The 24396-nt window shown below is 62.7% G+C and carries 18 protein-coding genes; 7 read left to right on the top strand and 11 right to left on the bottom strand.

All coding sequences use genetic code 11. The annotated features are described in order from the left end of the window. Positions 1 to 14 precede the first annotated feature (14 nt). Positions 15 to 1400, bottom strand: coding sequence for a MocR-like ectoine utilization transcription factor EhuR (gene ehuR / locus NKH71_RS13760; RefSeq protein WP_352788103.1), 1386 nt, complete (start codon positions 1398 to 1400; stop codon positions 15 to 17). An 82-nt stretch (positions 1401 to 1482) separates the two neighbouring features. Here ehuR and NKH71_RS13755 point away from each other — a divergent pair, with 82 nt between their 5' ends. The 4 genes from NKH71_RS13755 to NKH71_RS13740 all read left to right on the top strand — a co-directional run bounded on the left by NKH71_RS13755 (position 1483) and on the right by NKH71_RS13740 (position 6119). After that, entirely contained in the window at positions 1483 to 1974 is a 492-nt protein-coding gene (locus NKH71_RS13755) for an Lrp/AsnC family transcriptional regulator (protein ID WP_352548887.1), read from the top strand. A 127-nt stretch (positions 1975 to 2101) separates the two neighbouring features. Further along, complete coding sequence (locus NKH71_RS13750; RefSeq protein WP_352788101.1) at positions 2102 to 3595, top strand: NAD-dependent succinate-semialdehyde dehydrogenase; 1494 nt, start codon at positions 2102 to 2104, stop codon at positions 3593 to 3595. 34 nt (positions 3596 to 3629) lie between these two features. Beyond that, positions 3630 to 5009: an aspartate aminotransferase family protein gene (locus tag NKH71_RS13745; protein WP_352494465.1), complete on the top strand. Its 1380-nt coding sequence runs from the start codon at positions 3630 to 3632 to the stop codon at positions 5007 to 5009. Positions 5010 to 5018: 9 nt separating this feature from the next. Beyond that, entirely contained in the window at positions 5019 to 6119 is a 1101-nt protein-coding gene (locus NKH71_RS13740; RefSeq protein WP_352788099.1) for an alcohol dehydrogenase family protein, read from the top strand. 5 nt (positions 6120 to 6124) lie between these two features. Here NKH71_RS13740 and NKH71_RS13735 read toward each other — a convergent pair whose 3' ends face one another. Beyond that, entirely contained in the window at positions 6125 to 7501 is a 1377-nt protein-coding gene (locus NKH71_RS13735) for an aspartate aminotransferase family protein (protein WP_352788096.1), read from the bottom strand. A 167-nt stretch (positions 7502 to 7668) separates the two neighbouring features. Here NKH71_RS13735 and NKH71_RS13730 point away from each other — a divergent pair, with 167 nt between their 5' ends. Together NKH71_RS13730 and ftsZ are read left to right on the top strand one after the other, a co-directional pair. Continuing rightward, positions 7669 to 8787, top strand: coding sequence for an NAD(P)/FAD-dependent oxidoreductase (locus NKH71_RS13730; protein ID WP_352484033.1), 1119 nt, complete (start codon positions 7669 to 7671; stop codon positions 8785 to 8787). A gap of 210 nt (positions 8788 to 8997) precedes the next feature. After that, positions 8998 to 10005: a cell division protein FtsZ gene (gene ftsZ / locus NKH71_RS13725; protein ID WP_023720665.1), complete on the top strand. Its 1008-nt coding sequence runs from the start codon at positions 8998 to 9000 to the stop codon at positions 10003 to 10005. A gap of 44 nt (positions 10006 to 10049) precedes the next feature. Here ftsZ and NKH71_RS13720 read toward each other — a convergent pair whose 3' ends face one another. The 3 genes from NKH71_RS13720 to NKH71_RS13710 all read right to left on the bottom strand — a co-directional run bounded on the left by NKH71_RS13720 (position 10050) and on the right by NKH71_RS13710 (position 13743). Beyond that, positions 10050 to 11102: a phosphotransferase family protein gene (locus NKH71_RS13720; protein ID WP_502900361.1), complete on the bottom strand. Its 1053-nt coding sequence runs from the start codon at positions 11100 to 11102 to the stop codon at positions 10050 to 10052. After that, complete coding sequence (locus NKH71_RS13715; protein WP_352494541.1) at positions 11074 to 12315, bottom strand: acyl-CoA dehydrogenase family protein; 1242 nt, start codon at positions 12313 to 12315, stop codon at positions 11074 to 11076. Before NKH71_RS13715 ends, NKH71_RS13720 begins: the two co-directional genes overlap by 29 nt. 147 nt (positions 12316 to 12462) lie before the next feature. Beyond that, positions 12463 to 13743 (bottom strand): cytochrome c, encoded by a 1281-nt coding sequence (locus NKH71_RS13710; RefSeq protein ID WP_352788093.1) that lies wholly within the window; start codon positions 13741 to 13743, stop codon positions 12463 to 12465. A 200-nt stretch (positions 13744 to 13943) separates the two neighbouring features. Here NKH71_RS13710 and NKH71_RS13705 point away from each other — a divergent pair, with 200 nt between their 5' ends. Next, the gene (locus NKH71_RS13705; RefSeq protein ID WP_023720673.1) at positions 13944 to 15146 is read left to right on the top strand and encodes an ROK family transcriptional regulator; all 1203 of its coding nucleotides are present in this window, start codon (positions 13944 to 13946) and stop codon (positions 15144 to 15146) included. Positions 15147 to 15172: 26 nt separating this feature from the next. On the opposite strand, the gene NKH71_RS13700 is transcribed toward NKH71_RS13705, so the two are convergent. The 6 genes from NKH71_RS13700 to NKH71_RS13675 all read right to left on the bottom strand — a co-directional run bounded on the left by NKH71_RS13700 (position 15173) and on the right by NKH71_RS13675 (position 24161). Next, positions 15173 to 16543, bottom strand: coding sequence for an alpha-glucosidase/alpha-galactosidase (locus NKH71_RS13700; protein WP_352639423.1), 1371 nt, complete (start codon positions 16541 to 16543; stop codon positions 15173 to 15175). Between the two features lie 20 nt (positions 16544 to 16563). Continuing rightward, complete coding sequence (locus tag NKH71_RS13695) at positions 16564 to 18231, bottom strand: ABC transporter ATP-binding protein (protein ID WP_352639489.1); 1668 nt, start codon at positions 18229 to 18231, stop codon at positions 16564 to 16566. 9 nt (positions 18232 to 18240) lie between these two features. Beyond that, complete coding sequence (locus NKH71_RS13690) at positions 18241 to 19374, bottom strand: ABC transporter permease (protein ID WP_352788092.1); 1134 nt, start codon at positions 19372 to 19374, stop codon at positions 18241 to 18243. 1 nt (position 19375) lies between these two features. Further along, positions 19376 to 20383: an ABC transporter permease gene (locus NKH71_RS13685; protein WP_031194486.1), complete on the bottom strand. Its 1008-nt coding sequence runs from the start codon at positions 20381 to 20383 to the stop codon at positions 19376 to 19378. 104 nt (positions 20384 to 20487) lie between these two features. After that, complete coding sequence (locus NKH71_RS13680) at positions 20488 to 22572, bottom strand: ABC transporter substrate-binding protein (RefSeq protein WP_352788090.1); 2085 nt, start codon at positions 22570 to 22572, stop codon at positions 20488 to 20490. A 122-nt stretch (positions 22573 to 22694) separates the two neighbouring features. Further along, a complete protein-coding gene (locus tag NKH71_RS13675) occupies positions 22695 to 24161 on the bottom strand; it encodes an alpha-glucosidase/alpha-galactosidase (protein ID WP_352494473.1) in 1467 nt (488 codons plus the stop codon). Positions 24162 to 24396 lie beyond the last annotated feature (235 nt).

Genomic DNA, 24396 nt, shown 5'->3' with positions numbered 1-24396 from the left:
CCGCCAATTGTTGCCTAGATCGCAAGCAGGAGATGCTCGGGATCGCCGAGCAGAAGCTTGGTGACAACGCCGAGACCGGCACGCAGTTCCCCCTCCGTGGTCGAGCCCAGCGAAATCCGCACGGCTGGATGCCAAGGCATCTGCGAAATGCGAAACGACGTGCCGGGCGCGATCGCCACGCCCTGCAGGCGGGCCTGGGAAACAAAGCCTTCCTCGCCGCGATCATCGGGCAGTTGCAGCCAGACATGCAGCCCGTCGCGATGAGCCCGATAGTCCACTCCGGCGAGCGCCTCGGCGGCGATGTCCAGACGCCGCCGCAAAGCCATCCGCTGCCATCGAACGAGTTCCATCGCGGTGCCGTCGGTCACCCATTTGGTGGCGATCTCGGCCACCAGCGGCGTCGCCATCCAGTTCGAGACGAGGTGGCGGTTGGCAACCGCGGCGACATAACGATCGGGTGCCGCGAGATAGCCGATGCGCAGGCCCGGCACCACGATCTTGGTGAAGGAGGTGACGTAGAGCGTGCGCTCGGGTGCAAACGCCGCGACCGGCGGCGGCCGGTCCTCGACCAGCGGGCCGAGGACGTCGTTTTCGATAATGGCGATGTCATGCCTGCGCGCAACGGCGGCAATCTGTTCGCGCCGGGCGGCGTCCATCAGCGTCGCCGTAGGGTTGATCACCGAGGGCTGCACGAACACCGCGCGGATGTCCGACAGCCGGCAGGCCTCGTCCAGCGCTTCCGGGATCAGCCCATTGTCGTCGATCGGCAAACCCTCGAGGTTGAAACCGAGATAACGCGCCAGCGGGATCAGTGTGTGATGGCCGATCGCCTCGGTGGCGACGGTCGAACCGGGCGGCGCCACGCTCATCAGCGCCACTGTCATCCCTGCGGTGGCGCCGTTGGTCAGGCTGATGTTCTGCGGCGACGCGTCGAGGCCGCAGAAGCGTAGCCACTCGACACCCACCGCGCGGTGGCGCGGGAACACCATGTTCGGCCTGAACGACAGCGCCGAGCTCGACGGCAGGTTTTCGGCGAGCCAGCCCAGCGCCTGCTTCAGCCGCTCCAGATGCATCGGTTCGCAGACCGGCTTCAGGATAGAGAGGTCGATGACCTCACCCAGCCGCTCCGGCAAATAGGGCGGCTCCGGCTCGCGGCGCTGCGTCTGCACGAAGCTGCCGCGGCCGACCTCGCCGGACACCAGCCCGCGGCGGATCAGTTCCTCATAGGCGCGGCTGACCGTCTGCACGGAAAGTTTGAGATCGTCGGCCAGCTGCCGGTGCGTCGGCAACCGGGCGCCATTGGCCAGGCGCCCGTCGTGGATGGCGCGCGCGAACTGGTCGGCGAGCGATTGATAGGCCGGCCGCCGGATAAGAGCGGGATCTGGACGCCAATATGTCATGACTTATTAGAGATCGAAATCAGTGCAATTGACAATCGAAATAATGCGCCGTCATGGTGTCCGGCACTGGAAGTGGACGATCATGGCTGCAGCGAAACTCGATCCGATCGACCTGAAAATCCTCGAGGCCATCCAGCGCGACGGCCGCATCACCAAGCTGGCGCTGGCCGAGAAGGTCGGCCTGTCGCCGACGCCGTGCTGGATGCGGCTGCGCAAGCTGGAAAAGGCCGGCATCGTCTCCGGCTATCACGCCAGGATCGCCATGCGTGCCATCGCGCCGGTCGCCACCGTGCTGATGGAGGTGACGCTGGCCAGCCACCGCCAGGCCGATTTCGACCGTTTCGAGCGCGTCATCCGCGACATCCCCGAGATCGTCGCCTGCTGGTCTGTCGGTGGCGGCGTCGATTACCTGCTGAAGGTGATGGCGCGCGACATCGACGCCTATCAGCGGCTGGTTGACACTCTGCTCGAACGCGAGATCGGCATAGACCGCTATTTCACCTACATCGTCACCAAGACGGTGAAGGAGGAGAGTGTGCTGCCAGTGGCCGATCTGCTGCCCGCATCTTCCTGATACAGGAGAGATCGTCTGCCCGGGCGATGCAATAGAGACAATCTCTCTACCTGCAGGCACCGAAACAGCCTCTCTGTTTGCGCGGCAGAGATAGTCTTGCGGCATCACCCGAACCGGGAGCCCGATGATGTCCGCACATTTTGCCCGCTCGCAGCGCCATGAAGCGCTTGATCGCCTCGCCGACCGACGGCTGCTGCGTGAACTCGCCTATGTCGATGGCCACTGGACGGCAAGCGAGACCGCGGAGAGTTTCGAGGTGACCGATCCGGCCACCGGATCCACCGTCGCTTTCGTTGCCGCGCTCGATGCCCGGCAGACCACATTGGCGATCGATGCGGCATCGCGCGCCTTTCCTGCCTGGCGCACATTGCTGCCGCAGGAACGGTCCAAAATACTGCGAAAGTGGTTCGATCTGATCATCGCTGCCAAAAATGATCTGGCGCTGCTGATGACGCTAGAACAAGGCAAGCCGCTGAAGGAATCGCTCGGCGAGATAGACTACGCCGCCTCTTTTGTCGAATGGTATGCCGAGGAGGCCAAACGCCTCAACGCCGAAAGCGTCACCAGCCATTTGCCAAACGCCGAGATGATGGTGCGGCGCGAGCCGCTCGGCGTCGTCGGCGTGGTCACGCCGTGGAATTTTCCAGCGGCCATGCTGACCCGCAAGGCGGCTGCCGCCCTTGCCGCCGGCTGTACCATCGTCGCGCATCCTTCCTCGGAAACGCCGCTGTCTGCACTGGCGCTGGCCGAGCTTGGCGAACGTGCCGGCCTGCCGGCAGGCGTGTTCAACGTTCTCACCGGCAAGGCTTCGACCATCGTTGGGCGGATGTGCGAAGATCCGCGCGTTCGCGCCATGAGCTTCACCGGCTCGACCGAGGTCGGCAGGTTGATCGCCGCGCAGAGTGCGCCGACGATGAAGCGTCTGGTGATGGAACTCGGCGGTCATGCGCCGCTGATCGTCTTCGCCGACGCCGATCTCGACAAGGCTGTGGCCATCGCGGTCGACGCCAAATTCGCCACCTCCGGCCAGGACTGCCTCGCCGCCAACCGCATCTATGTCCAGCGTCCGCTATACGATCGGTTCTGCGCTGCTTTCGCCAAACGCGTCCAGGCATTGCGGGCCGGCAATGGCCTGGCTGACGACACCGAAATCGGACCCTTGATGCATGAACGCGCCGTCAAGAAGGTCGAGGAGCAGGTCGCCGATGCGCTGGCCAAAGGCGCGCGCTGCCTGACCGGCGGCAAGCGCCATCCGGCCGGGCCGCTGTTTTACCAGCCGACCCTGCTTGCCGACGTTGGAGACGACGCTTTGATCATGCGCGAGGAGACCTTCGGTCCGGTTGCGGCAGTGACGCCTTTCGACAGCGAGGACGAGGTCATCGCCCGCGCCAACGCCACCGAATACGGCCTGGTTGCCTATGTCGTGACTGAGAATGGCGGCAGGCAATTGCGCATGGGTCGCGCGCTCGACTATGGCATGGTCGCCATCAACCGGGTCAAGATCACCGGCGCGCCGGTCCCGTTCGGCGGCGTCAAGCAGTCCGGCATCGGCCGCGAGGGCTCGCGTCACGGGCTCGAAGCCTTTACCGATCTCAAATATCTCTGCCTCAACGTTGCGTGAGTGCGCCCGACACATTTTTCTCAGGAGTAAAAAAATGCTCGACCAGTCAAACGAACTCGCCGCCTGGGATCGCGATCACTTCTTCCATCCCTCGACCCATATGGGCACCCATGCGCGTGGCGAGAGCCCGACGCGTGTGATTGCCGGTGGCGAAGGCGTCACCATCTGGGACAATACCGGTAAGAAGAGCATCGACGCCTTCGCCGGGCTCTATTGCGTCAATGTCGGCTATGGCCGCCAGAAGATCGCCGACGCCATCGCCGCGCAGGCCAAGAACCTCGCTTATTACCATGCCTATGTCGGCCACGGCACCGAGGCTTCGATCACGCTTTCCAAGATGATCATCGACCGCGCGCCGCAAGGCATGTCGAGGGTCTATTTCGGCCTCTCCGGTTCCGACGCCAACGAAACCAACATCAAGCTGATCTGGTATTACAACAACGTGCTCGGCCGGCCGGAGAAGAAGAAGATCATCTCGCGCTGGCGCGGTTATCACGGCTCCGGCATCATGACCGGATCGCTGACCGGCCTCGACCTTTTCCACAACGCCTTCGACCTGCCACGTGCGCCGGTCCTGCACACCGAGGCGCCCTACTATTTCCGCCGCGCCGACCGCTCGCTGAGCGAGGAGCAGTTTTCGCAATACTGCGCCGACAAGCTCGAGGAGATGATCCTGGCCGAAGGGCCGGAAACGGTCGCCGCCTTCATCGGCGAGCCGATCCTCGGCACCGGCGGCATCGTGCCGCCGCCGGCCGGCTACTGGGAGAAGATCCAGGCGGTGCTGAAGAAGTACGACGTGCTGCTGGTTGCCGACGAGGTCGTCACCGGCTTCGGCCGGCTGGGCACCATGTTCGGCTCCGACCATTACGGCATCAAGCCCGACCTGATTACCATCGCCAAAGGCCTGACCTCGGCCTATGCGCCGCTCTCCGGAGTCATCGTCTCCGACAAGGTCTGGCAGGTGCTGGTGCAGGGTTCCGACAAGCTCGGCTCGCTCGGCCATGGCTGGACCTATTCGGCGCATCCGATCTGCGTCGCCGCCGGCGTCGCCAATTTGGAACTGATCGACGAGATGGACCTGGTACGGAACGCCGGCGAGACCGGCGCCTATTTCCGCGCCGAGCTGACGAAAGCCGTCGGTGGCCACAAAAACGTCGGCGAGGTGCGCGGCGACGGCATGCTGGCGGCAATCGAGTTCGTCGCCGACAAGAACGATCGCGTGTTCTTCGATGCCTCGCAGAAGATCGGTCCGCAGATCGCGACCGCGCTTGCGGCAAGCGGCGTCATCGGCCGCGCCATGCCGCAGGGCGACATTCTCGGTTTTGCGCCGCCGCTCTGCCTGACGCGGGAAGAGGCAGACATCGTCGTCTCCAAGACGGCCGATGCGGTGAAGAGCGTGTTTGCCAACATCTGAAGAACCGACATGAATGCCATGACCAAGACCATCCCCGCCACCATGGCCGCCGTGCAGTTGATCGGGCACGGCGGACCGGAAAAGCTCGTCTACCGCACCGACGTCAAAGTACCCTCGCCCGCCCCGGGTGAGGTGCTGGTCAAGGTCACCGCTTGCGGTATGAACAACACCGATGTCTGGGTGCGACAGGGCGCGTATGGCACTGAGGAGGATGCCGCCGCTGTGTCGACCTGGCGTCGACAGGGCAATACGCTGACCTTCCCGCGCATCCAGGGCACTGACACGGTCGGCAACATCGTTGCCGTCGGCGACGGCGTGTCGCCGGCCCGCATCGGCGAGCGGGTGATGGTCGATTTCTCTATCTACAATCGCGACGACGATTCATTGGCCGACATCGACTATATGGGCCATGGCCGCGACGGCGGCTATGCCGAATACCAGACAGTGCCTGCCGAGAACGCCCATGTCGTCGACACCGATCTTAGCGATGTCGAGCTCGCCACTTTCTGCTGCGCCTATCTCACCGGCGAGCAGATGCTGGAACGCGCCGCGTTGAAAGCCGGCGAGCGTGTGCTGGTCACCGGCGCCTCGGGCGGCGTCGGCTCCGGCATCGTGCAGCTGGCGCGGGCGCGCGGCGCCATTCCCTATGCAATTGCCGGCAAGGGCAAGGAACAGGCCGTGCGTGACATCGGCGCCGAGGCGGTGATCACACGTGGCGTTGCCGATCTGCCGGCCGCCGTCAGCACGGCGACCGGGGGCCAGCCGATCGACGTCGTCGCCGATCTGGTCGGCGGCGCGATCTTCAACGACCTCCTGCGCATCTTGAGGCCGGAAGGCCGCTACACCACGGCTGGTGCAATTGCCGGCCCCGTCGTGCAGCTAGATCTGCGCACCATGTATCTGAAACAGCTGCAACTGCATGGCTCGAGCCAGGGCACACGGGCGGATTTCCGCCGCATCGTGCGCTACATCGAGGAGAAGAAGATCCGGCCGCTGGTCGGCGGCGTCTACAAGCTGTCCGATTTCCATCGCGCCCAAGCCGATTTCATCGCCAAGGATTTCGTTGGCAAGCTGGTCGTCGTGCCGGATGCGGTCGGCATCGCTAAATAGCGCGATCAGCTTGGCGATCGGACCTGCTTGACGGCAGCCTCGAGCGATCTTTCAAACGCGTCGATCACCTGGTCGACCTGCGGCTCGGTGATGATCAGCGGCGGGCAGAAAGCCAGCGCATCGCCCATATTGCGCGAGATGACGCCGTTCTGCTGCATGAAGCCGTTGACGAGCCCGCCCAGTTCACCGGTCTTCCCCCACGGCGCCTTGTTCGCCTTGTCGCCGACCAGTTCGACCGCCGCGATCAGGCCGATGCCGCGCACCTCGCCGACAAGCGGGTGCGAAGCGAGCGTGCGCAGCCGCTTCTGCATATGCGCGCCGACCGCACGCGCATTGCCGACAAGGTCGCGCTCCTCGATCAGCTTCAGGTTCTCGAGCGCGACCGCTGCCGCAACAGGATGGCCGCCGCCGGTGAAGCCGTGGCCGAAGGTGCCGATACGATTGCTTTCGTCGGCAATCGGCTGGAACACCTTGTCGTTGATCAGCAAGGCCGAGATCGGCAGATAGGACGAAGAGATCTGCTTCGACAGCACCATGATATCGGGCCTGATGCCGAAGATCTGCGAGCCGAACATCTCACCTGTTCTGCCGAAGCCGCAGATCACCTCGTCGGCGACAAGCAGGATGTCGTATCTCGACAGCACCGCCTGTATCTTCTCCCAGTAGCCGGAAGGCGGAACGATGACGCCGCCGGCGCCCATGATCGGTTCGCCGAAGAAGGCGGCGATGGTTTCCGGACCCTCGGCCAGGATCAGCTTTTCCAGCTCGTCGGCAAGCCGCGTCGAAAACTGCTCTTCGCTCTCACCCGGCATCGCCTCACGCCAATGGTGCGGTGTCGAGGTATGCAGCACATTGGCGATCGGCAGATCGAACGAGATGTGGTTGTTGGGCAGTCCGGTCAGGCTCGCCGAGGCAATGGTGACGCCGTGATAGCCCTTCTTGCGGCTGATGATCTTCTTGCGCGCCGGCTGGCCGAGCGCATTCGACCGGTACCAGATCATCTTCATGGCCGTATCGTTGGCCTCGGAGCCGGAATTGGTGAAATACGCCTTGCTCATCGGCACCGGCGCCATCTGCACCAGTCTCTCGGCGAGATCGATCAGCGGCGAATGCGATTTGGAGCCGAAGTCGTGATAGTAAGGCAGCTTCGACATTTGCCGTACCGCCGCATCGACCAGCCGCCTCTCCGAAAAACCGACCGCGACGCTCCAAAGCCCGGCCATCGCCTCGATATAGCGGTTGCCGGCGAGGTCCTCGACATAGATGCCGTCGCCCTTCTCGATGACGAGCGGCCCTGCCTCCTGATGCTTGCGGGCGTTGGTGTACCCATGCATGTGATAGCTTATGTCGCGGGCTTCGGGCGAATTCGGTCGTGCGTCCATGACGGCTCCTGTGCTGCACGCAGAAACAGTTCCGCCGCCGGTCCGGCTCGGCAGGTCCCCGTGCATTATGCGGTTTGATGCATCTTTCTCGAACGATATAGTGTCAAGCGCTTTCGACAGGGCCAGCGGATGGATGGACGCATGCAGAACTTCGGCTTGACCTGATCGTGGACCGTGTCGACTGCATTGTCGTCGGCGCCGGCGTCGTTGGCCTGGCGATCGCGCGAGAGATGGCGCAGCGCGGCATCGACACGCTGGTGCTGGAAGCCGAGAGCGCCATCGGCACCGGGACGAGTTCGCGCAATTCCGAGGTCATCCATGCCGGCCTCCACTATCCAGTTGGATCGCTGAAAGCCCGGTTCTGCGTGGCGGGCCGGGAAAGGCTCTATCGCTACTGCGACGAGCGTGCGATCCCGCATTTGCGCTGCGGCAAGCTCATCGTCGCTACGAATGCCGAACAGGAGCCGGTGCTCGCCTCGATCCGGGCCAATGCGCGCGCTTGCGGCGCCGGCGACCTGGTGCCGTTGCGCGAAGCCGAGGCACATGCGCTGGAGCCCAGCCTCAAGTGTACGGCGGCGCTGCTGTCGCCGGCCACCGGGATCGTCGACAGCCATGCCCTGATGCTTGCCTTGCTGGCTGATGCCGAGGAGCACGGGGCGGCACTCAGCCTCAACACCCGCGTCGCCGCCGGCCGCATCGAAGCGGGCCGCGTCGTGCTCGACACGGTGGACGCTACCGGCGGCGAGCGCTTCGAGATCGCTACCACACGCTTCGTCAATGCGGCCGGGCTTAGCGCCGCAGCGCTTGCCCGCTCGCTTGAAGGGCTAGATCAGCAGTTCGTGCCAAAGCTCCATTACGCCAAAGGCAATTATTTTTCGGTGGCCGGCCGGGCGCCCTTCTCGCGGCTGATCTATCCAGTACCCGAACCAGGCGGACTCGGTGTTCATCTGACGCTCGATCTCGACGGCGTCACCCGCTTCGGGCCGGACGTCGAATGGACTGATCAACTCGACTATCGCGTCGATCCAGCTCGTGGCGAGCGCTTCTACAGCGAGATCCGCAAATACTGGCCGGACCTGGCCGATGGCAGCCTGCAGCCCGCCTATAGCGGCATCCGGCCAAAACTGTCCGGTCCCGGTGAGGCCAATGCCGACTTCGTCATCCAGGACGTGGCGGTGCATGGCGTGGACAGCCTGCTCAACCTGTTCGGCATCGAAAGCCCCGGCCTGACCTCCTGCCTGGCGATTGCCGATCATGTCGCGCAGCGCCTCGCGCCGAAGTTGTAGCGTGCGGCGCCCGCGCCACGATCTGAGGCGCATTGCGTGAACTTTCAGGCGCAAGTCGCCTAAGAGGCACATCGCGCACTTGCAGCCCGCTCCGCGCTCTGATTCCCTGCATTCTGGGCTGTTCTGATTCGCACTGCCCGGTTCAAAGTTTTCGCAGTGCGCCCGGGACAAGCTTCCAGCGACCACTCGGCGTATCCAGGGAGAACGGCAATGAACACCGCGACGAGGCCGGTAATCTCGGAGATGAGGCCTAAGATCACCGTCGTCGGGGTCGGCGGCGGCGGCGGCAACGCCGTCAACAACATGATCGCCGAAGGCCTGCAGGGCGCGGAATTCATCGTCGCCAACACCGATGCCCAGGCCCTTGCCATGTCGAAGGCAACGAGGCTGATCCAGTTGGGCGCTCATATCACCGAAGGTCTGGGGGCCGGGTCCCTGCCCGAGGTCGGCCGTGCCGCGGCCGTGGAATCCATCGACGAGATCATGGATCACCTTGCTGGAACGCATATGTGCTTCGTGACCGCCGGCATGGGAGGTGGAACCGGAACAGGTGCCGCGCCTGTTATAGCGCAGGCAGCGCGGGCAGCTGGAATACTGACCGTCGCCGTCGTCACCAAGCCATTCGTCTTCGAAGGCAGGCGCCGCATGCACGCTGCCGATGACGGCATCGAGCGCCTGCGCGAAAGCGCCGATACCGTCATCGTCATCCCCAACCAGAACCTGTTCAGGATCGCCGACGCCAGAACCACGTTCGCCGACGCATTCGCCATGGCCGACCGGGTTCTCTATGCAGGTGTCGGCTGCATCACCGATCTGATCGTCAAGGAAGGGCTGATCAATCTCGACTTCGCCGATGTGAAGTCGGTGATGCGCGACATGGGCCGCGCCATGATGGGAACCGGCGAGGCCGCCGGAGAAGGCCGTGCCAAGAAGGCGGCGGAAGCGGCAATCGCCAACCCGCTGCTCGACGAAGCTTCGATGATGGGCGCCAAGGGCGTCCTTGTCTCGATATCGGGCGGCATGGACATGACGCTGTTCGAGGTCGATGAAGCGGCTACCCGCATCCGCGAGGAGGTCGACAACGATGCCGACATCATCGTCGGCGCCATCTTCGACAAGGCACTCGCCGGAAAATTCAGGGTGTCGGTCGTCGCCACCGGCTTGCGGCGTGGCCTGGAGATTCCGCTGCTGGCGGAACCGGAAGTTCGAATGAACTGAACGCGTATCGCGTGCGGCTCGCTTAGCCGATTGCCAGCCTCTCCTCACCAGGGCCGCGCGCCGTCGATGACTTCCATGGCGCGTGCAGCAAAACGGCCGGCCAGCGGTGCCACGTCGGCCGCATCGGCCGCAACCGCGCTGCCGGCCAGCACGCGGTCGGCGATGCCGACGAAGATCACCGCAAAGCGGAACATGGCAAACACCAGATGGAACCGCTGCAGCGGCGCCGTCGGCACCGCGTGGGCGAAGTAATGATCGAGGAATTCGCGCTGTGTCGGAATGCCGAGCGCTGCCTGATCGAGACCGAGGATGCCGCCATATTCGTCAGGCGAGGAATGCCAGGGCATCGAGCAGAAGCCGAGATCGGCAAGCGGATTGCCAAGCGTCGATAACTCCCAGTCGAGTATGCCGATCACTTCGGGCCGCTCGGGATGGAAGATGAGATTGCCGAAACGGAAGTCGCCATGCGCGATCGAGACGTGGCCGTCATCTGGCGGAAGATGTCGCGGCAGCCATTCGGCGACGGCTTCGAGCGCGGTGATCCGCTCGCTCGGCGATTCCCGCAACTGTCTGGTCCAGCGCGCGATCTGTCGTTCAAAATAGTTCCCGGGACGGCCATAATCGCCGAGCCCGACCTCTTCCGGCCGCACTGCGTGCAGCTTTGCCAGCGCCTCGGCCATGCCAAAATAGATGCCGCGCCGCTCGTCCGGCGCCAGTCCCGGCAACGAGCCATCGTGGAACACCCGGCCGTCAAGCCGCTGCATCAGATAGAACGGCGTGCCGAGCGGCTCGTCGCCGTCGTGAAAGAGCACCGGCCGTGGCACCGGCACCTCTGTCTCCGCTAGCGCTTCGATCACCCGATATTCGCGATCGACGGCATGAGCGCCGCGCAGGATCGGTCCCGGAGGTTTCTTGCGCAGCACCATGCGGCGGCCGCCGTAGTCGACGAAATAGGTCGGGTTGGATTGGCCGCCGACGATCCGCTCAAGCGACATCTGGCCATCGCCAAAATGCGCTCTCAGAAAATCCTGCAGGCTTGCTGGATCGAAATCCGTCCTCATTGCCGGCTCAGCCGTTCCCGCTGCGACCTGTGTCATCTTGCGTGCCGGCTTCGACATGCCAGCGCCAGAAGCCTGTACCTTCCTCGTTGAGGAAGCGATTGAGCACCATCTTGTGAACCTCGTCGGCGCCGTCGACCAGGCGAGCCTGGCGGGCATAGCGGTAGATCCATTCGAGCACAGTGTCTTTCGAATAGCCGCGGGCGCCGTTGATCTGGATCGCCACGTCGGCGGCGTCATGCAGCACATTGGCGACCTGGATCTTGGCCATGGAAACCTCCTTGCGGGCAAAGCCACCGCGATCGAGCTCCCAGGCCGCCTTCATCACCAGCAAGCGACCGATCTCGATGCGCATGGCAAGGTCGCCGAGCAACAGCTGGATACTCTCGCGGTCGGCCAAAAGCTGCCCGAAGCCGCTACGCTCGGCGGCATAAGCGCGCGCGATTTCGACGCAGCGCTTGGAAAGGCCGAGCCAGCGCATGCAATGGGTGAGCCGCGCTGGACCGAGCCGGACCTGGGTAACCCTGAGGCCGCTGCCTTCGCCGGCAAGCACGTCCTCGACCGGGATTTCAAGCCCGTCGAATTCCAGCTCGCAATGGCCGCCATGTTCTTCCGGTCCCATGATCTCGATGCGCCGCAGGATCCGCCAGCCCGGCTGGTCCTTGTGGAACAGCAAGGCCGAAAGGCCGTGACGCGGATCGTCCGAGGTGCGTGCGACAAGGATGAAATGGCTCGCCTCTTGCGCCCCGGTGATAAACCATTTGCGGCCGCTGACGACATATCTGTCGCCGCGCCGCTCGGCTCTGGTCATGATCATCGACGGGTCCGACCCGCCGCCCGGATGCGGTTCCGTCATTGCGAAAGCCGAGCGCACCTTGCCATCGACGATCGGCTTCAGCCATCTCTGTTTCTGCTCCGGCGTCCCCAACCGTTCCAGCACCATCATGTTGCCGTCGTCGGGAGCCGCGGAATTGAACACGACCGGACCGAAGATCGAGCGGTTCATCGCCTCATAGCAGACAGCTATATCCACCTTGGAAAGGCCCGCCCCGCCAGTCTCGGGTTTCAACTGCAGGCACCACAGGCCAGCCGCCTTCGCCTTTGGCCGCAGCGTTTCGAGCAGCGGCAGCGCGATGTTGCCATGGCCGTCATAGGAAGCCTTGTCTGCCTCGAGCGGCAGGATTTCGCGCTCGACGAAATCGGCGATCCGGCTGCGGAAGGCCTCGGTGCGGACGGGGATGTCGAAATTCATGGCGCTCACAACGATGAAACGAGATGCCGCCATCGATCTCGATGGTCGAAACGGTAGTGTAGCTGCCGGCATCGAATGTGAGCAACGGCAATGGCGATACCAGCCTGTGAGCTGCCGATACCGGTCGACTTCCAGGATCAGGCTTACTCAGTTTCGTTTTGCCACGTCCGCGACGCTTTGCGGCGTAATGTCGGGACTGGTCCCGCCCCACTTGACGCGCAAGTAATTGCCGAGATCCACGACTTCCTGGTCGGTCAGCAGTTCACGAAAGCCCGGCATGTCCTGCCGCGCTTCGCCGTGCGGATAGATGCGAGCCGGAAGGCCGTCCAGCACGATTACCAGCAAATTGTGGGCGCTCGGCAGGCGCAGCGACACATTGGTGGTCACTGCCGGCGCGACATGCGGCGTGCCTTCGCCGTTCAGGCCATGACAGCCGGAACAGGCCTCGACATAGACGCGTCGGCCGGCGGCAGCCTCGGTCGCGGCAGACGGCTTGCCGGGTTCGGGTGCGGACGCCGCCTCGCCGATCAGATAGGTCGCCATCGCCTTGGCGTCCGCCTCGTCCAGATGCCGTGTCGAATTGTGCACCACGTCGAACATGCCGAAGCTCATCACCCCCTCCGGCCCAAGCCCGGCGCGCATGTAAGCGGCGAGACCGTCGCGGTCGAAGCCGAACCGCGCCAGACTGGCCGTGGTGATGTCCGGTGCGTCGACATTGTCGATCCGCGCGCCCTGGAGATATCGGCTCGGGATCGTGGCCATGGTGAAATCGCGTGGCGTGTGGCATTCGCCGCAATGGCCGAGTGCATCAACCAGATAGCGTCCGCGATGCCAGTCCTGCGATTTGGCCGCGTCCTCGGCAACCGTTCGGGAGGGAAGATTAATCAGGTTCCAGAAGGTCATGAACCGGCGGACATAGGGGAACGGAAAGCTGCCCGCCCGATTCGCCTGCCGGATCGGCTCGCGTGTCATCAGGAAGGCGTAGATCGCATCGACATCTGCCTCCGTGAGCCGCCGATAGGACGTATAGGGCATGGCCGGATAAAGATGCCGGCCATGCGCCCCGACGCCGTCGCGGACGGCTCGATGGAAGTCGGCCCGGGTCCAGGCGCCGATGCCGGTCTCTTTGTTCGGCGAAATGTTGGAGGCGTAGAGCGTGCCGAAGGGCATGGCAAAGGCGAGACCGCCGGCGAAGGGCGCGCCGCCCGGCGCCGTATGACAGGCGGCGCAATCGGCCGCCTGGGCAAGATACCGGCCCTGCGGAGCCAATTTTTGCATCTCCTCGGCTGACAACGGCCTATCGACCACCGCGCTGACGGCGCTCTTTTCGAACAGGCCGAGGAAGACCGCCAGCGCTGCGATCACAGTGACCGCCAGACCGAGAATTAGAAAGCGCGGCAGGCGGAATATCCAGGGGCGCCTCATCATCGCGCCTCAGCCCTGTACCAGCCCGGGCGTGCTCAGGATCACGTCACGAACGGCCTCGTAATAGCGGACATAACCGGTGCAACGGCAGATATGCGGCGCAAGCGCCTGCTCGATCGGTTCGGGTGTTGAACAGTTGGGCAAACTTACGCATATGTTTGATCGAGAGGCAATAATTAAATTACAAAATTAAGGAATAATCCGTGAAGCTCAAGGGTGACCCGAGCACGACCCGGGCGATGAACCGGAGACTGATCCTCAATCTCTTGCGGCAGGAGGGTCCGCGCAGCCGGGCCGACATAGCGTCCGTTACCGGCCTCAGTCCGGCGGCCGTCACCTTCGTCGTGGCGGACCTCATCGAGGATGGCCTGCTGATCGAGGGCAAGACAGTCGTGGGCTCGGCCGGGCGCCGCCCTATCCCGGTGGATATCAACTACGCGAACGGCCTCGCCATAGGTTTCAAGCTGATGGTCGGGTCGGTCGAATGCGTGGTCACCGATCTTGCGACCAATCCGCTGGGTTCCATGCGCGTCAAGCTCTCGGACAGCGATCCCGACCGTATTACAAAGGCGTTGGCCAAGGCGGTGCCGGAGCTGATTGCGATTGTCGATCGGCCCGGCGCCAAGCTTGCCGGGATCGGCGTTTCAATGCCTGGCGTTATAGACAACCAGAAGGCCGTGTGTATCCGCAGCAATCGCTATAACTGGGACAACGTTCCCCTTGGCCCGATGCTGGCCGAACGGGTGGACGTCCCCGTGTGGCTTGAGGACGACACCAATGCCTACGCCATTGCCCAGCAACTCTTCGGCCTCGGACGCCAGCACCGCAATATGGCGGTGCTGGCGATCGGCGTCGGGATCGGCTGTGCGCTCGTCTTCGAAGGCAAACTCTATCGCGGTGCGAACGGTGCTGCCGGCAAATTCGGTCACACCTCCTATGAGGAGAACGGCCGCCTTTGCGAGTGCGGAAAACGCGGCTGCCTGATGGCCTATTACGCCGAGCCGGCGATCCTGCGCACATGGCGCGAAGCCACCGGGCACGACGAAGCGGATTGCAAAGCGACCCTTATGGAAGCCTTGGCAGACCGCGAACCGCGAGCCGTCGCCATTCTCGAAGAAGCCGGACGTGGCATCGGCCGGCATCTCGCCAATCTTGTCAACATCACCGACCCGGAGGTCATTGTTGTCGGCGGTGAAGCGGTATCGTTTGGCGACGCGCTGTTTGGCCCGATGCGGGTGATGCTCGGGCAAAACACCTTTCGACAAGCACCGCCAATGCTGCTGGACTGGGAGGACAATTCCTGGGCAAGAGGGGCGGCTGCACTGGTGACGCAGAAGCTCTTCGATTTCGAGACATCGGCCGGCAACGCCGCGCCGCTTTCAAAGCGGGCTTTATGGTCGGCATAGGCGAGTGAAATAGACAGCCCTGCGCCTCAGGCCGCCCGAACGCTGCGCGCTCCGCGCGCCCAGGCCGGCAGCCAATCGCCATGCGCAACCAGCAAATCATCGACCAGCGACCATATCTGGTCGAGGTCGAGCTCAGCCGCCGTGTGCGGGTCCATCATCGCCGCGTGATAGATGTGCTCGCGGTTCTCGGTCATCAGCGCCTGGACCGTCAGCTCCTGGACGTTGATATTGGTGCGGATTAGCGCAGTAAGCTGCACCGGCAGGTCGCCGATGAAGGTGGGTTGAATGCCGGAGGCGTCGACGAGGCACGGCACCTCGGCCGCGCAATTATATGGCAATGACGTGATGCAGCCATTGTTGCGGACATTGCCGTAGATCACCGACGGCTCGCCGGTCCAGACCGAATTCATGATCGAGGACGCATATTCCTTCGACTGCTCCACTTCGATCTTGTCAGCCGAGCGATAGGCTTCCGCTTGCCCCTTCCAGCGTTCGATCTGCTCGATGCAGCGCTTCGGATACTCGTCGAGCGGGATACCGAATTTCTCGATCAGATCTTCGCGCCCGTCCTTGATGAAATAGGGCGTGTATTCCGCGAAATGTTCGGAGCTTTCAGTGACGAAGTAACCGAGGCGCTTCAGCATCTCGTAGCGCACCTTGTTCGGGCAGCGCGGGTTCCACCCCGGCTTCGGCGCCCGCCCTTCGCTATAGGCGCGCAGCAGATCCGGATAGAGGTTGCGATAGGAGCCGTCCGGCTGGCGATGCTCGAACTTCAGGTAGAAGGCCATGTGATTGATGCCGGCCGAGCGATAGCGAATCTCCTCGTAGGGAATGTCGAGATCATGCGCCAGCTCCATTGCCGTGCCTTGCACCGAATGGCAGAGGCCGACCTGCTTGATGTCGGGGTATTTCTCCGCGATCGCCCAGGTGTTGATCGCCATCGGGTTGACATATTGCAGCATGATAGCCTGCGGGCAGACCGCGAGCATGTCTTCGCAGATCTTCCACAGATGCGGCACGGTTCTCAAGCCTCGCATGATGCCGCCGACGCCGAGCGTATCGGCGATGGTCTGGCGCAGCCCGTATTTCTTCGGAACTTCGAAGTCGGTGACCGTGCAGGGCTCGTAGCCGCCGATCTGGAAGGCGACGACGACGAAATCGGCGCCCGCCAGCGCCTTGCGCTGGTCCGAATAGGTTTCGGCTTTGGCCTTTACGCCAAGCGTCGAGATCAACTTGCCAACGACGATTGCACTTTCTTCAAGTCTTTGCGGATTGATGTCCATCAGTGCGATCGTCGCGCCGGATAAAGCCGGACGCTGCAATATGTCACCAACGATGTTCCTCATGAACACCGTCGAGCCAGCTCCGATGAAAGCGACCTTGGGATTTCTTGCCACAATAACCTCCGGCATAACAATCAGGCTACCTCGAAAGCGGCTTTGACCAGCCGTTCGGTGTAAGCGGTTTTGGGATGGGACAGGACTTCGTCGACAGGCCCCTCTTCGACGATCCGGCCGTGCTGCATGACGATGACGCGATGGCACAGCGCCCGCACGACTTTGAGATCGTGCGAGATGAAGATGTAGCTCAGGCCCCGTTCGCGCTGCAGCTTGCGCAGCAGTTCGATGATCTGCGCCTGGACCGAGAGATCCAGCGCCGATGTCGGCTCGTCGAGTACGATGAATTCCGGTTCGAGCGCGACGGCGCGGGCAATCGCAATACGCTGGCGCTGGCCGCCGGAAAACTCGTGCGGGAAGCGCGACAGGATATCGCCCGGCATGCCGGCGCTGATCAGTGCCTCGCGCACCCGCTCGATCCGATCGTTCCTCGTGGCGCCGATGCGGTTGACGACAAGCCCTTCCTCGATGATCTGGCCGATCGTCATGCGCGGGTTGAGCGACGAGAACGGGTCCTGGAAGACGACCTGCATGCGCGACCGCAGCGGCCGCATCTGCGCCCGCGAACAGCCATGGATCGGCTGGCCATCGAAATAGATCTCGCCGCTGTCCGTGGTGTTGAGCCTGAGCAACGCCTCGCCGAACGTGGTCTTGCCCGATCCGGATTCGCCGACGAGGCCCAGCGTCTCGTGCCGCCGGAGGGTCAGGCTGAGGCTGTCGACGGCGACAAGTTCGCGCAGATCCGGCTTCATGAACGTGCCGTGCCGCAGCATGAAGGAGACGCGCACACCCTTGGCCTCAAGAATGACGTCGGCGCCTTCCGGCAACGGATTTGCCTGGCCGCGCGGCTCGGAGGCAAGCAGGTGGCATGTGTAGGGATGCTGCGGATTGGCGAACAGCTTCTCCGTCACATTGTGCTCGCGCATCTCCCCATGCTGCATGACGTAGACATAGTCGGAGAACTGCCGCACCACGGTCAGGTCGTGCGTGATCAGGATCACCGCCATGCGCAGTTTCTTCTGCAGGTTGCGGATGAGATTGAGGATTTGCGCCTGAACCGTCACGTCGAGCGCCGTCGTCGGCTCATCGGCGATCAGCACGTCCGGATCGTTGGCCAGCGCCATGGCGATCATCACACGCTGGCGCTGACCGCCGGAAAGCTGGTGCGGATACTGCTTCAGCCGCGCCTGGGGCTCAGGAATTTGCACCTGCTGCAGCAGCTCGAGCGCCCTTGCCTCGGCCTGCCTGCGGCTCATCTTGCGATGCACCCGTATCGCCTCGACGATCTGGCTGCCGATCGTGTAGATCGGGTTGAGCGAACTCATCGGTTCCTGGAAGATCATCGAGATGCGGTCGCCGCGCAGTTTGCGCCGGGCACGCTCGGAAAATTTCAGGATGTTCGCCCCATTGTATTCGACGGTCGATTTCGGCGACACGACCGCACGCTTCGACAACAGTCCCATGACGGTGCGCGCCGTCACCGACTTGCCCGATCCGGACTCGCCGACAATGGCGATCGTCTCGCCGCGATAGAGCTGGAAGGAGATGTCCTTGACCGCTTCCACCATGCCGTGCTCGACCTTGAAATCGACGGCGATGTTGCGGGCATCGATGACCGGGTTTTCCGAACGTCCATCATGGTCGAGCCGGACAGGCGGTGCGAAAGATTTGACGAGCGCGTGTTGCATCATGTCACGTCAATAAGGATCGACTGCATCGCGCAGTCCGTCGCCAAGCGCGTTGAACGCGAAGACGGTGACAAGCACGAAGCCGACCGGCGAGAGTATCCAGGGATAGGTGCCAATGACCGAATAGGTGGCGGTGTCTTGCAGCATCAGCCCCCAGGAGATCAGTGGCGGCTTCACCGCGAAGCCGAGAAAACCGAGGAAGGATTCGAGCAGGACGACACTGGGGATCGCCAATGTGACGGCAACGATCACGTGGCTCATCACGTTTGGGAAAATGTGCTGCATGATGATGCGGCCATCCGTGGCGCCGACCGCCATCGCCGCACGGACGTAGTCGATTCGCGCCAGCGCCAGGGTCTTGCCGCGCACCTCGCGCGACATCTGCGCCCAGCCAAGCGCCGACATGACGACGATCACGAAGGCCAGGAAGACATTTGTCGGCGCCGTCACCGGAACCAGCGACGTTAGCGCCAGATAAAGCGGCAATTGCGGAAATGCGAGCACCAGTTCGACGAAGCGCTGGACCCAGACATCGAATGTGCCGCCGAAATAACCCGACACCATGCCGACCGTCGTGCCGATCACGGTGACGATGAAAACCACGGTCAATGCGATCATCAACGAGATGCGCGAACCATAAATCGCACGAGCCAGCACATCGCGGCCGAATTTGTCGGTGCCAAGGAAGTGCACCGGCTGGCCGTCGGTCGAGCCGAAGAAGTGCCGGTTCGCGGGAAGCAGGCCGAGCAGTCTGTACTCCGCTCCCTTGACGAAGAAGCCGAGCAGCCGCGGATGGTCGTAGTCCGGCCCGACGACGGGTTGGAAGGTAACCGGGTCGAGGTCTTCCGAATCCGCCAGGGCATAGACGCGTGGCTGGAAGACGAAGTTGCCGTCCTTGTCATGGAAGCTCATCATCTGCGGCGGGGCGAAGCCGACATCGGTCACCTTGGGATCCATCGGTGCGAAGAAGTCGGCAAACACCGCCAGCAGCACCAGAAACGCGACCAGGATGAGCCCGGCCATGCCGGTCCAGGACCGTTTCAGGCGGCGCCAGACGAGTGCGATGTAGCTCTCATTGCCGCGCGGCTTGGTCTTGGCCGGCTCCTCGGCAAGTGGCGGCAGCGAGGGCTCGAACACAAGCATCTCAGGACCCTGCATATTGGCGCACACGCGGATCGAGCATGACGAGCAGCATGTCGGCGATGATGTTGCCGACGATCAGCGTCGCCGACAGCACCATCATGAAGGTCGCCGTGACATAGACGTCGCCAACCGCCATCGAACCGACGATCGCCGGGCCGACGGTCGGCAGGGCAAAGATGATCGCAGTCTCGATCTCGCCGGTCAGCATATAGGGCAGCACGACGCCCTGATACATGACCAGCGGATGCAGCGCATTGGGCACCGCATGGCGCATCACGACCGCACCACCGCTGAGACCCTTGGCGCGAGCGGTTTCGACATATTGCGCGTTCAGCGTGTCGAGCAAATTGCCGCGCATCACCCGCATGTTGTAGGCGAGCCCGCCAAAGGTGGCGATGGCGACAACCGGCCAGACATGCCGGACGAGATCGACGAACTTCGCCCAGGACCACGGCGCCCCGCCAAATTGCGGCGAAAAGAAGCTGCCGATCTCGGACACATTGAACTGGAAGACCAGCAGGTAGACGATGATCAGGGCCATCAGGAAGCGCGGCACCGTCATGCCGAGGAAGGAAATCGCTGACAGCGTACTGTCGATCCAGCTGTACTGTCTGGTCGCCGCCCAGATGCCAAAGCCGATGCCCAGCACCGAAGCCAAGAGATGGCAGACAAGCGCAAGCAGCAGCGTGCGCGGCAGCCGCTCGCCCACCACGTCGGCGACGGGCTTGTTGTAATACAGGCTGTAGCCGAAGTCGCCGCGGGTGACGATGCCGGCGATCCAGTTCAGGTATTGGAGCGGAACCGGCTTATCGAGGCCATGCTCCACGCTATAAGCCTTCGCCTGCGCATCGGCCTCGGCAAAGGAGGCTCCACCCTGGTTGATGAGCTGCAAGCGGATGTAGTCGGCATAGTTGCCCGGCGGGGCCTGGATGATCGCGAAGGTAACCACGCTCAAAATGGCGAGAACCGGTAATGCGGATGCTATGCGCATAAGCAGAAATCGCAGCATCGGCCGTTTCTCTCCTCGCTCGGTTTCAGTTATCCCCTTGCCGCTGGCTTTGTCCCGGCCGCGCCAGCAGCGCGGCCGGGAATTTTCAAGTCAGGGGAGGAAACTCAGTTCGTCGGACCCTTGTCGCCGGGCTTTCCGGGAAGCTGTTCGGGGAACAGTTCATATTTCTGCTGCTTGTCGACAGCGACCCAGACCCTTTCACGAATGATCGAATCTTCGGCCCAGTTGAACATGAAGATCGGCGTTCCCTGCGGGATATTGGAGAAGCGGTTGTTGATGATCAGCGCGCCGGGATATTCGGTCAGCCCGACGGTATAGACGTGTTGCGTCGAGATCTTCTGGAACTGCTTCATCAGGCTGGCGCGCTCGTCGTTGTCCTGCGCCGAGACGAACTTGTTGACGATGTCGACGAGGTCCTTCTCGAACGGCATCAGATCGACCTGGCCGTTTTCCGGAGCGCGATGGTTCCAGCTTGTGCGTGGGCCGATCGGCGCCAGTTGCTCGGTGTTCTGTACGACCGAGGTGAGCTCCTCATCATTGCGCCTGACCATCCAATCGAAACGGCCAGAATACATGGACGCGTCGCGCTGGACGCCGTTCAACCCGTTCAGGACAACGCGAAGACCTAGCCTCTCCATCTGGCCGACGACGCCCTCCGCGAGGCTCTTGTCGGTGGTGTAGTCATTGTTGACGAGCATCACGATCTCGACATTCTTTCCGCCGGCGGTGCCGGCAGGAAAATTGACGAAGCCGTCGCCGTCGCTGTCCTTCAGGCCTGCCTTGGCGAGTTCCGCCTTGGCGCCTTCGAGATCGAAGGGGTAGTAGACCGTCGACTTCCGGTCGTAGAAGCTCGTACCCGAGGAGAAGCCGCCCGGATAGATGGCGGTGAACGGACCCTTGACCAGCGAGTCGCCGAGCGCCTTGCGGTCGAGCGCCATGGTAACGCCCTTGCGGAAATCCTCGTTGCGGTTCAGCTCGCGAACCGCCTGCCCACGCTCGTCGGGATTGCCCCAGCCGTTGGCGGAGAAGTTCATCCGCAGATTATAGCCGATCAGCCGCGGACCGAAGGCAAGCCGGGCCGGCGCGTCCTTTTGCGCCGCCCGCTTCAGCGAGGCGACGAAATTCTCCGGCTGCTCCAGATTGGAGATGTCGGCCGCCCCGGACACCGCCTGAACGTCGCGGTCGGCCCAGGTCGATAATTTGTAGTGCAGTTCATTGAGATACGGCAGTTGGTTGCCCTTCTCGTCGACCTTCCAATAGTACGGATTACGGCGCATGACGATGATGTCGTCGGGGCGGTATGCCACCGGCACCCAGGCACCCATCACGGGCATGTTCATATATTCCGGCGGGAACGCGTTCTTGAACTGCTCGTAAGTGTTCTTCGAGTATTTCGGATGCTGCGGCTTGAGGATGTGCGACGGTCCGGGGCAGAACTTGCCGTAAGCCATGGCGTAGAGGTGTTGCTTCGGAAAGGCGTCCTTGAAGGTCCACTCGACGGTGTAGTCGTCGATTTTCTTCAGCGTCGTGCCGACGCCGAAGGTCTCCTGCGTGGCGCCGTTCAGCGGCGAGACATTGGGGTCGATCACCTCGTCGTCCCAGTAGAACATCACATCGTCGGCGTTGAACGGAACGCCGTCCGACCATTTCGCGCCCTCGACCAGATGCATCGTCAGCGTGTGGCCGTCCTTCGACCAGCCCCAGCCCCTGGCGAGGTTCGGCAGCGGCTCGGTGTCCTTGGCTTCGACCTGGAAAAGCGGGGCCGTTCGCGTAAGGCATTCGGAGAGGCCGATGTCGATGCCGCCCCAGCCTTGCGTCTGCCCCGCGCCGTAGTTCCAGCCCTCCGGCCGGCCGCCGATGACATGGCGCATCGTGTCACCGTAGACGCCGACGCCGTCCGGCATGTTGCCGGTCTTGAAGACCAGCGGCTCCTTCGGGAGCCGGTCCTTGACCGGCGGCAGCTTGCCTTGCTTGACGTATTTGTCGGTGACCCAATCGGGTTCGTGGTATTCTGGAAGTGCCTTGAACTCCAGGATGGAGTCGCGCGCGACATATTTGATCTTTCCCTCGGCGGGAAATTGCGCGGGCACCGGCGGCACGGTCGGCTCGGATGCATATGCGCTCAGCGCCGAGGCCGAGACGCCAAGCGCCAGCCCTGCGAGAATGCCAATGTTTCGAAAATTCCTCATCGTCTCTCCTCCCTGTTGTTCAGGAGCGCGTTGACGCCGCTCCATTTCTCCTCGAACGCTATGCAGACGGTGCGGCGCCGAAAATCCCTCCGAAACTTTACCGCAATCCGTCCCGATGAAATTCAGACGGCCTGCTTGAGAGCCGTTTTTTCCGCACGCAATTCCTCGATCGAACGGACGTCGCGCCGTGCCGCACCGGCCCATTCTCGGGTCTTGACCCTGGATTTCGAAAGCCGTTCCTTCGCGGCCGGCACCGCATCGGCATATTGCGGCAGCCAGCGGGCCTGGGCGACGACCATCTCGTCCACCATTTGCCAAACCTCTTCCGGGGTCGAAACCGCGCCGACCAGTGGGTCGTGCAGGACCGCGAGCTTCAGCAGGTCGATATCGCCGGAGATTGCCGCATGAACCGACATGCGCTGGACGTTGATCGAGGAAATGCAAGTGGCGGCGCAGCCCTCCGGCAGCGTGATGCCGGCCACCATGTTGATACCGAAGCGATCGACGAAGCCGGGCGACTCGACGATCGCATCCTGCGGCAGGTTGGCGATGATGCCATTGTTCTTGACGTTGAAATGACCGCGATAAACGCGGTTCGTCTCCAGCGCCTCGAGAATATGGCTGGCATGCTCGTTGGAGCGTTTGGCAGGATCGATCGGCCTCGCGGCGGATTCCAGAAATTGCGGGAATTCGGTTTCGAACCAGTTGCGCGTTTCGGTCGAATAACGAAGGTAGCCGCCGGTCTCGCCGTGGATCCAGTCGGACATGTCGATCCAGCGGGTGATTTCGTCCGGCCGCTTGCGGTACCAGGGCAGGTATTCGGAAAGATGGCCGTTGCTTTCGGTCGAATAGACGCCGAACCGCTTCAGGACGTCGATGCGCAGCTTTTCCTGTTGCGAATAGACCGGATGCGCCTCGAAGGCGGCAACCAGCTCGTCCTTACCGATCTTGCGGCCGTTGAGACGCAGGTCGATGAACCAGGTCTGGTGATTGATGCCGGAGCAGATGTAATCGAGTTCGGTGCGCGACTTGGCGCCGAGCACTTCGGCGATCTGGTCGGCGCCGTGCTGGACGCCGTGGCAGAGGCCGACGGTATCGACCTTGCCATATTCGATCGCCGCCCAGGTGTTCATGGCCATCGGGTTGGCGTAGTTCAGGAATTTCGCCCCAGGCTCGGCGACTTCGAGGATATCCTTGCAGAAATCGAGGATCACCGGAATGTTGCGCTGGCCGTAGAGGATGCCGCCGGCGCAAATCGTGTCGCCGACGCATTGGTCGATGCCATACTTCAGCGGAATGCGGATGTCGTCGGCATAGGCTTCGAGACCGCCGACGCGAACGCAGCTGATGACGTAGCGGGCACCCTCAAGGGCAGCACGGCGGTCGGTCGTTGCTGTAACCTTGGTCGGCAGCCTGTTGAATTCGACGACCCTGTCGAGGATCGACTTGATCATCTGGAGATTGCGCTCGCTGAGATCGGTCAGCGCGAATTCGACATCCCTGAATTCAGGAACGCACAAAATGTCGGTGAAGAGCTTCTTGGTGAAGCCGACGCTTCCCGCACCGATGATAGCGATCTTGAAACTCATCAGTCTCACCTCGACCTGATCGAATGTTAGGGCAAAGGCGGCGAAAACAGGCTTGGCCCGCCTGCCATGGCGTGCAGGCTGGACTCCGGCGCTTCCTCCCGTCCGCTCTTTGACCGCGGTTTCTTTTGCTTTTCTCGAGGGATTATGCGCCTAATTCAGCACGCGACCAGAGAAGGATTATGCTTTTAGGGGTAATTTTGTGCTGCGGAACTTGATCGACGCCGGGCCGGCGGGC

Source organism: Mesorhizobium sp. M0983 (genome assembly GCF_040318975.1).
In the GTDB taxonomy this organism is placed as follows: Bacteria; Pseudomonadota; Alphaproteobacteria; order Rhizobiales; family Rhizobiaceae; genus Mesorhizobium.
This window is presented reverse-complemented; position numbering and strand designations above follow the sequence as displayed.

Excerpts from the sequence above, each read along its gene's own strand:
- NKH71_RS13715 (WP_352494541.1), bottom strand. The coding sequence starts at position 12,315 with ATGAATTTCGACATCCCCGTCCGCACCGAGGCCTTCCGCAGCCGGATC.
- NKH71_RS13680 (WP_352788090.1), bottom strand. The coding sequence starts at position 22,572 with ATGAGGAATTTTCGAAACATTGGCATTCTCGCAGGGCTGGCGCTTGGC.
- NKH71_RS13750 (WP_352788101.1), top strand. The coding sequence starts at position 2,102 with ATGTCCGCACATTTTGCCCGCTCGCAGCGCCATGAAGCGCTTGATCGC.
- NKH71_RS13720 (WP_502900361.1), bottom strand. The coding sequence starts at position 11,102 with ATGACACAGGTCGCAGCGGGAACGGCTGAGCCGGCAATGAGGACGGAT.
- ehuR (WP_352788103.1), bottom strand. The coding sequence starts at position 1,400 with ATGACATATTGGCGTCCAGATCCCGCTCTTATCCGGCGGCCGGCCTAT.
- NKH71_RS13690 (WP_352788092.1), bottom strand. The coding sequence starts at position 19,374 with ATGCTTGTGTTCGAGCCCTCGCTGCCGCCACTTGCCGAGGAGCCGGCC.
- ftsZ (WP_023720665.1), top strand. The coding sequence starts at position 8,998 with ATGAACACCGCGACGAGGCCGGTAATCTCGGAGATGAGGCCTAAGATC.
- NKH71_RS13675 (WP_352494473.1), bottom strand. The coding sequence starts at position 24,161 with ATGAGTTTCAAGATCGCTATCATCGGTGCGGGAAGCGTCGGCTTCACC.
- NKH71_RS13745 (WP_352494465.1), top strand. The coding sequence starts at position 3,630 with ATGCTCGACCAGTCAAACGAACTCGCCGCCTGGGATCGCGATCACTTC.
- NKH71_RS13685 (WP_031194486.1), bottom strand. The coding sequence starts at position 20,383 with ATGCTGCGATTTCTGCTTATGCGCATAGCATCCGCATTACCGGTTCTC.
- NKH71_RS13735 (WP_352788096.1), bottom strand. The coding sequence starts at position 7,501 with ATGGACGCACGACCGAATTCGCCCGAAGCCCGCGACATAAGCTATCAC.
- NKH71_RS13710 (WP_352788093.1), bottom strand. The coding sequence starts at position 13,743 with ATGATGAGGCGCCCCTGGATATTCCGCCTGCCGCGCTTTCTAATTCTC.
- NKH71_RS13740 (WP_352788099.1), top strand. The coding sequence starts at position 5,019 with ATGAATGCCATGACCAAGACCATCCCCGCCACCATGGCCGCCGTGCAG.
- NKH71_RS13755 (WP_352548887.1), top strand. The coding sequence starts at position 1,483 with ATGGCTGCAGCGAAACTCGATCCGATCGACCTGAAAATCCTCGAGGCC.
- NKH71_RS13695 (WP_352639489.1), bottom strand. The coding sequence starts at position 18,231 with ATGCAACACGCGCTCGTCAAATCTTTCGCACCGCCTGTCCGGCTCGAC.